Annotated in this window: 9 protein-coding genes; 3 read left to right on the forward strand and 6 right to left on the reverse strand. The window is 61.2% G+C overall.

Going from position 1 to position 10,638, the window contains the following annotated elements:
• Positions 1-400: 400 nt before the first annotated feature.
• The 6 genes from GE543_RS22315 to GE543_RS22340 form a co-directional block, all read right to left on the reverse strand.
• Positions 401-778 (reverse strand): gamma-butyrobetaine hydroxylase-like domain-containing protein, encoded by a 378-nt coding sequence (locus tag GE543_RS22315; protein ID WP_153222404.1) that lies wholly within the window; start codon positions 776-778, stop codon positions 401-403.
• 92 nt (positions 779-870) lie between these two features.
• Complete coding sequence (hslU, locus tag GE543_RS22320; RefSeq protein WP_003316641.1) at positions 871-2,208, reverse strand: ATP-dependent protease ATPase subunit HslU; 1,338 nt, start codon at positions 2,206-2,208, stop codon at positions 871-873.
• A gap of 66 nt (positions 2,209-2,274) precedes the next feature.
• Positions 2,275-2,805: an ATP-dependent protease subunit HslV gene (gene hslV, locus GE543_RS22325; protein WP_002551644.1), complete on the reverse strand. Its 531-nt coding sequence runs from the start codon at positions 2,803-2,805 to the stop codon at positions 2,275-2,277.
• Between the two features lie 206 nt (positions 2,806-3,011).
• Positions 3,012-3,707: an SPOR domain-containing protein gene (locus tag GE543_RS22330; RefSeq protein WP_003403056.1), complete on the reverse strand. Its 696-nt coding sequence runs from the start codon at positions 3,705-3,707 to the stop codon at positions 3,012-3,014.
• A gap of 1 nt (position 3,708) precedes the next feature.
• Entirely contained in the window at positions 3,709-5,445 is a 1,737-nt protein-coding gene (gene argS / locus GE543_RS22335) for an arginine--tRNA ligase (protein WP_153222405.1), read from the reverse strand.
• A gap of 97 nt (positions 5,446-5,542) precedes the next feature.
• The gene (locus GE543_RS22340; RefSeq protein ID WP_249723616.1) at positions 5,543-7,762 is read right to left on the reverse strand and encodes a primosomal protein N'; all 2,220 of its coding nucleotides are present in this window, start codon (positions 7,760-7,762) and stop codon (positions 5,543-5,545) included.
• Positions 7,763-7,931: 169 nt separating this feature from the next.
• Between GE543_RS22340 and rpmE the strand changes: the two genes are divergently transcribed.
• The 3 genes from rpmE (at position 7,932) to GE543_RS22355 (ending at position 10,421) form a co-directional block, all read left to right on the forward strand.
• Complete coding sequence (gene rpmE / locus GE543_RS22345; protein WP_002551648.1) at positions 7,932-8,153, forward strand: 50S ribosomal protein L31; 222 nt, start codon at positions 7,932-7,934, stop codon at positions 8,151-8,153.
• Between the two features lie 13 nt (positions 8,154-8,166).
• On the forward strand, positions 8,167-8,970 hold the full coding sequence (locus GE543_RS22350; protein WP_153222406.1) for a thermonuclease family protein: 804 nt from the start codon (positions 8,167-8,169) through the stop codon (positions 8,968-8,970).
• 182 nt (positions 8,971-9,152) lie between these two features.
• The gene (locus GE543_RS22355) at positions 9,153-10,421 is read left to right on the forward strand and encodes a malic enzyme-like NAD(P)-binding protein (protein WP_003316648.1); all 1,269 of its coding nucleotides are present in this window, start codon (positions 9,153-9,155) and stop codon (positions 10,419-10,421) included.
• The last annotated feature ends 217 nt before the right edge of the window (positions 10,422-10,638 follow it).

Consider the following 10,638-nt stretch of genomic DNA (forward strand, 5'->3'; position numbering starts at 1 on the left):
GGAGCATGGGCACGATGGTGTTCTTGCGGACGACTATCGTTCCTCACGCTCCAGCGTGGGAATGCAGTGGGTGACGCTCTGCGTCACAGATCTGCGCCGCACCGCATCCTCTGGATCGGAGGCCGAGCACATGGAGTACTCATAGTTACATGCAGTCTTCGAACGCGCGGAATAAAAGGATTTGTTTGCGTATATGGCGTTTCAGTCGATACATTTTCGACGATCATACGGCCCTTTCGCGAACAAGTTCGCTCCCACGGCCTCCGGCCAGAATCAAAAGCGGACTTGTATAGGGTGATGGGCGCGGAGCATGGGCACGATGGTGATCTTGCGGGCGACTATCGTTCCTCACACGCCAGCATGGGCACGATGGTGTTCATGCGGACACCTGCGAGGCGGGTCAGAGCATCAGTTTGATGACGTGTTCGGAAGGGTCGCGGGACTTGCCGGCTTTTTCGAGTTCCTGCAAGTAGTCTTCCCATAGCGAAGCCTGGCGTGTGGCCAGTTCGTACAGGTATTCCCAGGTAAACAGGCCGCTGTCATGGCCGTCATCGAAAGTGAGTTTCAGCGCATATTGCCCGGCGGGCTCGACCTTGGTCAGGCCGACTCCCAGTTTGCCGAATTGCAGGATCGGCCGGCCGTGGCCCTGAACTTCGGCAGAAGGGGAATGCACCCGCAGAAATTCGGCGGATAAATGGTATTCCTCATCCGGCGCGTATTTCAGCGTCAGGGTCTTGGAGGCCTTGTGCAACTGGATGGCAGTGGGCAGAGCGGGCATGGCGGCAGTCTCGGGTTTCAAGCGTCGGGCAGAAGCAAAAAGCTGCAAGAGTGAACAACCTCTTGCAGCCTGAAATGCCAACCGCGTGTGGCTTAGAGAATATAACGCGACAGGTCTTCGTTTTCTGCCAGATCACCGAGGTGGCTGTTGACGTATTCCGCGTCGATCTCGATCGGCGCTGCGTCAGGGCTGATGGCCAGGTCACCGGCGCTGAACGAGACTTCCTCGAGCAGGCGCTCAAGCAGCGTGTGCAGGCGGCGGGCACCGATGTTCTCGGTCTTCTCGTTGACCTGCCAGGCAATCTCGGCCAGACGCTTGATGCCTTCAGGCTTGAACTCGATCTTCAGGCCTTCGGTCTTGAGCAGCTCGCGGTACTGTTCGGTCAACGACGCATGCGGCTCGCTGAGGATGCGCTCGAAGTCCTGGGGCGACAGCGCCTTGAGCTCAACGCGGATCGGCAGACGGCCCTGCAGCTCGGGGACCAGATCACTCGGTTTGCTCAAATGGAACGCACCGGACGCAATAAACAGGATGTGGTCGGTCTTGACCATGCCCAGTTTGGTATTCACCGTGCAGCCTTCGATCAGCGGCAGCAGGTCGCGCTGCACGCCTTCACGGGACACGTCGACACCGCCCGAGTTACCGCGTTTGGCAACTTTGTCGATCTCGTCGATAAACACGATGCCGTGTTGCTCGACCGCTTCCAGCGCCTTGGCTTTCAGCTCTTCTTCATTGACCAGACGGCCGGCTTCTTCTTCGCGTACCAGCTTGAGCGCTTCTTTGACCTTGAGCTTGCGGCTCTTGGTCTTGCCCTTGCCCATGTTGGCAAACAGGCTCTGCAACTGATTGGTCATCTCTTCCATGCCAGGCGGCGCGGAGATATCGACACCAACGGCTTCGTTGATCTCGATCTCGATTTCCTTGTCATCCAGCTGACCTTCGCGCAGACGCTTGCGGAACAGCTGACGGGTATTGGAATCGCTGCTCTGCGCCGGATCTTCGTTGAAGCCGACCCGGGCCGGTGGCAGCAGGGCATCGAGAATGCGCTCTTCGGCGGCATCTTCGGCGCGGTGACGCACCTTGACGATTTCCTGTTCGCGCAGCAGCTTGATCGCAGCGTCGGCCAGATCACGGATGATCGACTCTACATCGCGACCTACATAACCCACTTCGGTGAATTTGGTGGCTTCGACCTTGATGAACGGTGCGTTGGCGAGCTTGGCCAGACGACGGGCGATTTCGGTCTTGCCGACACCGGTCGGGCCGATCATCAGAATGTTCTTGGGGGTTACTTCGACACGCAGCTCTTCAGGCAACTGCATGCGGCGCCAGCGATTGCGCAGAGCAATGGCCACGGCGCGCTTGGCATCGTCCTGGCCGATGATATGGCGATTAAGTTCATGGACGATTTCGCGGGGAGTCATTGACATGGTTATTCACGGTCCTCTGTTGCGGGCAAGTCGATGGGGCCACAGGGTATGCGGCCCGGCAGCGGCTTAGCCGACGAGGTCCTGCTCCTCAATGGTGATGTTGTGGTTGGTGAACACGCAGATGTCGCCGGCGATATGCAGGGAAGTCTCGGCAATTTCGCGGGCCGACAGGTCGGTCTTGAGCAGCAGGGCGCGTGCGGCAGCCTGAGCGAATGCGCCGCCGGAGCCCATGGCGATCAGGCCGTCCTCGGGCTCGACCACGTCACCGTTGCCGGTGATGATCAGCGAGGCATCCTTGTTGGCGACGGCCAGCATGGCTTCAAGACGGCTCAGTGAGCGATCGGTGCGCCAGTCCTTGGCCAGTTCGACGGCTGCACGAACCAGATGCCCCTGGTGTTTTTCCAGTTGGGCCTCGAAGCGTTCGAACAGCGTGAATGCATCGGCGGTCGCGCCAGCGAAGCCGGCGATCACTTCACCGTGATACAGGCGGCGTACCTTTTTGGCGTTGCCTTTCATGACGGTGTTGCCCAGAGAAACCTGGCCGTCGCCAGCCATGACGACTTTACCGTGGCGGCGCACTGAAACGATGGTGGTCAAGGGAGAGTCTCCACACTGCGGGGCGAAAATGCCCTGATGCAAACTCATATGGGGGTGTGGGTGAGTATTTCAACCTTGAGGATGAACAGCGGGGATAACTGGCAGCTGACTGCCGGAGGCATAAATCTCCGGCAGTTGTAACGGCCTCTTCGCGAGCAAGCTCACTCCCACCTATAGCGCAGAGCGCTTTGCGCGCTCTGTTTCAGCTAGCGGCTCTGACGCTGTTGCAACAACAGGTTACTAAATCCGCCGCTTGCCAGTTGTTTCTGGGCAGTGGTCAGTTGTTCGCGGTTGCTGAACGGGCCGACCAGTACGCGATACCAGGTTTCATCCTTGACGGTGCCCGACTCGACGGTAGAGGTCTGGCCCAGCAGGATGATTTGTGCGCGGACTTTCTCGGCGTCAGCCTGTTTGCGGAACGAGCCCGCCTGCAGGAAGAACGTCGTCACCGCGGCCGGCTTGGTGGTCGCAACCGGCGGGGCTGGCGGAGGCGTCAGGCCGCTGAGGGCTGCCTGGGCACGTGCCGTGTCGATCTTGGCGGCCTGTTCCGGCGAGACCGGTGCCGTCGGTGCCACTGGCGGCGGGGTCTTCTCCGGCACGGCTTCGTTCGGCACGATCACTTCCGATTCCGGCAGCAATGTATAGAAGTCGTACTTGGGTTTGACCGGCGCCGTAGGGCTTGGCGGCGTCTTGTTCGCTTCGGCGATCTTTGCAGCCTTGGCGTCTGCCCTGACCCGCTTGACGTCATCGCCACCGGGTTCGAGCTTCATCAAAAAGACCACGAATGCGCCCACGGTCAAGCCAATCGCCAGCCACAACCATCCTGGAATCGGCTTCTTCGCGGGTGCCTGATAACGGCTGGCGCCCCGCTTGGGTGCCGGTTTCTTCTTCGCAACTGCCAACTTACATACGCTCCAGAGTTTCCAGACCCAACAGGTCCAGGCCTTGCTTGAGGGTGCGGCCGGTCAGTGCAGCCAGCCGCAGACGGCTCTGTTGCTGATCGGGGTTTTCCGCACCAAGGATCGGGCAGTTTTCGTAAAAGCTCGAAAACAGACCCGCAAGGTCATACAGGTAAGCACAAAGTACGTGCGGTGTGCCTTTTTCTGCGACGTTGTTCAGTGTTTCGGTGAACTGCGCCAGACGTGCGGCCAGTTCCTGTTCCTGCGGCGCGGCAAGGACAATCTTGCCCTTGCTGGCGTCAAACGCGCTGCCCAGCTTGCGGAACACGCCGGCCACACGGGTGTAGGCGTACAGCAGATAGGGCGCGGTGTTGCCTTCGAAACTGAGCATCTGATCGAAGTTGAAGTTGTAATCGCTGGCGCGGTGCTTGGACAGGTCGGCGTATTTCACCGCACTGATGCCCACGGCCTTGGCAATGCTGCGCAATTCCGCTTCGGCGACTTCCGGGTTCTTTTCCTTGACCAGCGTGTAGGCGCGCTCTTCGGCTTCATCGAGCAGGTCGATGAGCTTGACCGTGCCGCCATCGCGGGTCTTGAACGGGCGGCCATCGGCGCCGTTCATGGTGCCGAAGCCCATGTGTTCCAGTTGCATGCCGTCATGCACGAAACCGGCGCGGCGCGCCACTTCGAACACCTGCTGGAAGTGCAGGGCCTGACGCTGGTCGACGAAATACAGCACGCGGTCGGCCTTGAGCACCTTGCTGCGATAGCGGATCGCTGCCAGGTCGGTGGTGGCGTACAGATAACCACCACCGGCCTTTTGCACGATGACCGGCAACGGCGTGTCATCGGCGGTACGGAATTCTTCGAGGAACACGCATTGTGCGCCATTGCTCTCGACCAGCAGGCCCGTGGCTTTCAGGTCGTTGACCACATTGGCCAGGTCATCGTTATAGGCGCTTTCGCCCATCACGTCGGCCGGGGTCAGCTTGACGTTGAGGCGCTCGTAGGTTTCCTGGCAGTGCGACAGCGAGATGTCCTTGAAGCGCGTCCACAGCGCCAGGCACTCGGCATCGCCGGCCTGCAGCTTGACCACCAGACCACGAGCACGCTCGGCGAACTCTTCGGACTCGTCAAAGCGCTGCTTGGCGGCGCGGTAGAAGTTTTCCAGGTCGGACAGCTCGTCGCTGGTCGCCGGCTTTTCCTGCAGATAGGCCAGCAGCATGCCGAACTGGGTGCCCCAGTCGCCCACGTGGTTCTGACGAATGACCGTGTCACCGAGAAACGTCAGGACGTTCGCCACGCCGTCGCCAATAATGGTCGAGCGCAAATGGCCAACGTGCATTTCCTTGGCCAGGTTCGGTGCCGACAGATCGACCACCACGCGCTGTGCAGCGCCCGCCTTGCGCACCGACAGGTGCGCGTCGGCCAGCGCAGCGTCGAGGCGTGCGGCCAGCGCGGCAGTGTTCTGGAAGAAGTTCAGGAAGCCCGGGCCGGCAATTTCGACCTTGCTGACCTGCTCGTCGGCCGGCAGTGCGGCGATCAGCTTTTCAGCCAGGTCGCGCGGTTTCATGCCGGCAGGCTTGGCGAGCATCATCGCGATATTGCTGGCGAAGTCGCCGTGCGTCTTGTCGCGGGCGTTTTCCACCTGGATCGCCGGCGTCAGCCCTTCTGGCAAGACGCCCTCGGTGACGAGACGGGTCAGGGCTTGTTGAATCAGCTGGCGAATCGTGTCTTTCATGGTGCTCTCTTCGACCGCAAGCGCGGTGGCGCTTCGATGCGCGGGTGGAAAAACTCCGCATTATCCGTTGCTCAAGCCTGCTTGCCAACGGCGTGACTTAATAAAGATCCACAGGATCCACATCCAGCGACCATCTGACCTGCCGACCGCTGGGCATTTGCTCCAGCGCGAGCAGCCAGGTGGCTAGCAATTTATGCAAGGGCGCGCGGGCGCTGGACTGCACCAGCAGTTGCGCGCGATAACGCCCGGCGCGGCGTTCCATCGGTGCCGGAACCGGGCCCAGCAGCTCGATGCCGCCCAGCGCCATTTGCGCAACCAGTTGCTCGGCATCGCTGCAGGCCTGATCGAGAAAGGCCTCGGCCTGTCCCGGCTTGTGCGCTTCGGCGCGCAGCAGCGCGAGGTGTGAAAATGGTGGCAGCCCCGCCGAACGGCGCTCGCTCAAGGCCTGTTCCGCAAAGGCGAAATAACCCTGCTCGGTCAGCTGGATCAGCAGTGGGTGGTCGGCCAGGTGGGTCTGGATGATCACCTTGCCAGGCTCTTCGGCGCGCCCGGCACGACCTGCCACCTGCACGATCAATTGTGCCATGCGCTCGCTGGCGCGGAAGTCGCCGGAAAACAGCCCGCCATCGGCGTCCAGAATCGAGACCAGCGTGACCCGGGGAAAGTGATGGCCCTTGGCAAGCATTTGCGTGCCGACCAGAATGCACGGCTGACCGCGCTGGATCGTCGTGAACAGCTGGTTCATGGCGTCCTTGCGCGACGTGCTGTCGCGGTCGACACGCAGTACGGGGTAGTCCGGAAACAGAATCGCCAGGCGCTCTTCGGCGCGCTCGGTGCCGGCGCCTACCGGGCGTAAATCCACCTTGCCGCACGACGGGCACTGACGCGGTACACGCTCTACATACCCGCAGTGATGGCAGCGCAGCTCGCCCGAGCGCTGGTGCACGGTCATGCGTGCATCGCAGCGCTGGCAGCCGGACATCCAGCCGCAGTCGTGGCACAGCAAGGTTGGCGCAAAGCCGCGACGGTTGAGGAATACCAGGACCTGCTGGCCTGCCGCAAGCGTCTGGCCGATGGCCTGCTGCATGGGCCCGGAGATGCCGCTGTCCAGCGGTCGGCTCTTGACGTCCAGGCGCATGAAACGCGGCTGCTGTGCGCCGCCCGCGCGCTCATTCAGGCGCAGCAGGCCATAGCGGCCGGTGTAGGCGTTGTGCAGGCTTTCCAGGGAAGGCGTGGCCGAGCCCAGGACAATCGGAATGTTTTCCTGACGCGCGCGCACCAGGGCCAGATCGCGGGCGTGATAGCGCAGGCCTTCCTGCTGTTTATAGGAGCCGTCGTGTTCTTCGTCGATGATGATCAGGCCGGGGTTTTTCATCGGCGTGAACAGCGCCGAACGCGTGCCGATGATGATGTCCGCCTCGCCATCGCGAGCCGCCAGCCAGGCGTCCAGCCGTTCGCGGTCGTTGACCGCCGAGTGGACCAGCGCAATGCGCGCATTGAAGCGTTGCTCGAAGCGCGCCAGGGTCTGCGGGCCGAGGTTGATTTCCGGGATCAGCACCAGCGCCTGCTTGCCGGCCTCGAGGGTTTCACGGATCAGTTGCAGATAGACTTCGGTCTTGCCGCTGCCGGTGACGCCGGCCAGCAGAAACGCATGAAAGCTGTCGAACCCGGCGCGGATCGCTTCGTAAGCGGCGCGTTGTTCGGTGTTGAGCGGCAATTCAGGCTGGGCCAGCCAGTGTTCATGGCGTGCGCTGGGTGCATGGCTGCGAACCTCGACGTACACCAGCTCCTTGGCCAGCAACAGGTTGAGGCTGTCCTTGTTAAGCATCAGCTTGCTGAGCAGTTGATGCGCCACCCCGTGCGGGTGCTGGGCAAGAGTGGTCAGGGCCTCGCGCTGCTTGGGCGCGCGGGCGATGCGCGGATCGTCGACGCTGGCGCCGGGGGCCACGTGCCAGAAGCGTTCCTGGCGACTTTCGGCCAGTTCGCCCTGACGCAACAGCACCGGCAAGGCCCAGCTCAGTGTGTCTCCGAGGCTGTGCTGGTAATACTGCGAGGTCCACAGGCACAGCTTGAACAGCGCGGGTGGCAGCGGCGCTTCGCTGTCGAGCAGAGCGATTGCCGGCTTGAGCTTGTCGGCGGGCACTTCGCTGTGATCGACCACTTCCACCAGGATGCCGATCATTTCCCGGCGTCCGAACGGCACTCGCAGGCGCATGCCCGGCTGCAAGGCGCTGCGCGACACGCCCGCTGGGACGCGGTAGTCGAACAGGCGGCGAAGCGGCGAGGGCAGGGCAAGGCGCAGGATGGCGTCGGGCACGCGGTGTTTCCCTGTGGTGATAAGTGATGACGGAGGCGCGATCTTAGCAGACGACCGGTGTGAAGGTTCGCTTGCGTCGTTGCAATTGTCTGGTACTATCCGCAGCCTATTTCCGTGCGGTATTCAACAATAGTGTTGAGTGGCGGCGCGTTAGACCGAGGAAGTACCGATGAAAGCTGATATCCATCCAGTTTACGAAGCCATTGACGCTACCTGCAGCTGCGGCAATGTCATCAAGACCCGTTCCACCCTGGCCGCTCCTCTGAGCCTGGACGTGTGCAACGAGTGCCACCCGTTCTACACCGGCAAGCAGAAGACGCTTGACGTTGGCGGCCGTGTCGACAAGTTCAAATCCCGTTTCGGTGCGTTCGGCGCTACCAAAGCGAAGTAAGACTGGCTGCCCGATGGGCATCTCCAGGCTGCTTGAAAAGGCGCTCCTTGTGGGCGTCTTTTTTATGCCCGCGATTTGGGTGTCCGGCGCGCAGGCCTTCTGCCCGGCACCTGCCTCGTTGCCGGTCGCACAGGTACAGCGAGTGGTCGACGGCGACACCTTGAAGCTGACCGATGGCCGCAGTGTGCGGATGATCGGGCTCAATACGCCTGAAACCGGCAGGAAAGGCCGGTCGGCCGAACCGTTTGCCGAGGCGGCGAAAAAGCGCTTGCAGACGCTGGTCAATGAAAGCGGCGGCAAGGTCAGGCTGCGTATCGGCCGGCAGGGCAAGGATCATTACGGCCGCACGCTGGCCAACGTCTATGACCGTAAAGGCGCCAACCTCGAGGCGCAGTTGCTCAGCGAAGGGCTGGGCTATCTGGTGGCCGTTGCGCCCAATGTCAGGCTGGTCGCTTGCCAGCAGGGCGCGGAGCGTCAGGCTCGTCAAGCGCGGCTGGGTGTGTGGCGCAATTCGCCGGTGCAGTCCTCGGCCCGACTGAGCAAAAGCGGGTTCGCGATTGTGTCCGGTCAGGTCAGGCGTGTGCAGCGCAACTGCGGTGGTATGTGGATCGAGTTGCAGGGCTCGCTGGTTCTGCGTATCGCGCCTGCCCACCTGAGTGCATTCGATACGGCGACGCTCCAGCGCCTCGAAGGACGGCAGGTCGAAGCGCGTGGCTGGGTCGTCGATCGCTCCCGGCGCGGAGGCCTGAAAAAGGGGCAGTCCCGCTGGCAGCTGTCACTGACCCATCCCGCAATGCTGGACCTTTCACGCCGTTAGAAGCGCCCTTCAAACCGGTGATCTGACGAGCCTGACCGAGTGTTCACGTTTCAGGCCTCTAAGCGTAAAGTCTAAGCCCGAGCCTATTGACAGCAGTGACTGGTCAGTCTTGTTAGGACTATGCATCTTGCGTATCCTCGGCGGTCCGTCTGTCCCACAGTAAAAAAAGCGGAATCCAATACATGTCAGATCTGAAAACTGCCGCGCTCGAATACCATGCCAATCCTCGTCCGGGGAAGCTGAGCGTCGAACTCACCAAGCCGACTGCAACCGCTCGTGACCTGGCTCTGGCCTACAGCCCTGGCGTTGCTGAACCCGTGCGTGAAATTGCCCGTGACCCCGAGCTGGCTTACAAGTACACCGGCAAAGGCAACCTGGTAGCAGTTATTTCCGATGGCACCGCGATTCTCGGCCTCGGCGATCTGGGTCCATTGGCTTCCAAGCCGGTCATGGAAGGTAAAGGGGTTCTGTTCAAGCGCTTCGCCGGTATCGACGTTTTCGATATCGAAGTCGATTCCGAAAGCCCGCAGGCGTTCATCGACACCGTCAAGCGTATCTCCATCACCTTCGGTGGCATCAACCTGGAAGACATCAAGGCGCCTGAGTGCTTTGAAATCGAGAAGGCGCTGATCGAACAGTGCGACATCCCGGTTTTCCACGATGACCAGCACGGTACCGCGATCGTGACAGCGGCCGGCATGATCAACGCACTGGAAATCGTCGGCAAGACCCTCGATTCGGCGAAGATCGTCTGCCTGGGCGCTGGCGCTGCGGCCATCTCCTGCATGAAGCTGCTGGTGAGCATGGGCGCGAAGATCGAAAACATCTTCATGGTCGACCGTACTGGCGTTGTCCACTCCGGCCGTACCGACCTGAACCAGTACAAGGCTGCATTCGCCCACGCTACCGAGAAGCGCTCGCTGACCGACGCACTGGATGGCGCTGACGTATTTGTAGGCTTGTCCGGTCCTAACCTGCTGAGCGCTGAAAACCTCAAGCTGATGGCCAAGGACCCGATCGTGTTCGCCTGCTCGAACCCTGATCCGGAAATTTCCCCGGAACTGGCTCACGCCACCCGCAGCGACGTGATCATGGCCACTGGCCGTTCGGACTACCCGAATCAGGTCAACAACGTACTCGGCTTCCCGTTCATCTTCCGTGGTGCCCTGGACGTTCGCGCCAAGCGCATCAACGAAGAAATGAAAATCGCCGCGGCCAACGCCCTGCGCGAACTGGCCAAGCTGCCTGTGCCACAGGAAGTCAGCGACGCCTACGGCGGCATCAAACTGGAATTCGGTCGTGAGTACATCATTCCGAAGCCAATGGACACCCGCCTGCTGGGCCTGATCTCCGATGCAGTGGCCAAGGCCGCCATCGAGACCGGCGTTGCCACCCTGCCGTATCCGAAGCACTACCCGCTGACCAGCGTGGATGACGTGTTCAAGGGTTGATCCCTGACCCAATAAAAAACCCCTGCAGCGATGCAGGGGTTTTTTTATGCCTTGGATACCCTGCACTTGTGGGGCATTTTCAGGGATTGAACTGGCCTCTTCGCGAGCAAGCTCGCTCCCACATAGCCCCGGATTATCCTGAAAGTCCCTGAGTCCGTGGGAGTGAGCTTGCTCACGAAGAGGCCTGTGCAGCCGCTGAAAATCTACTGACCCACTA

This window comes from Pseudomonas sp. SZ57, from assembly GCF_009495975.1.
In the GTDB taxonomy this organism is placed as follows: domain Bacteria; phylum Pseudomonadota; class Gammaproteobacteria; order Pseudomonadales; family Pseudomonadaceae; genus Aquipseudomonas; species Aquipseudomonas syringae.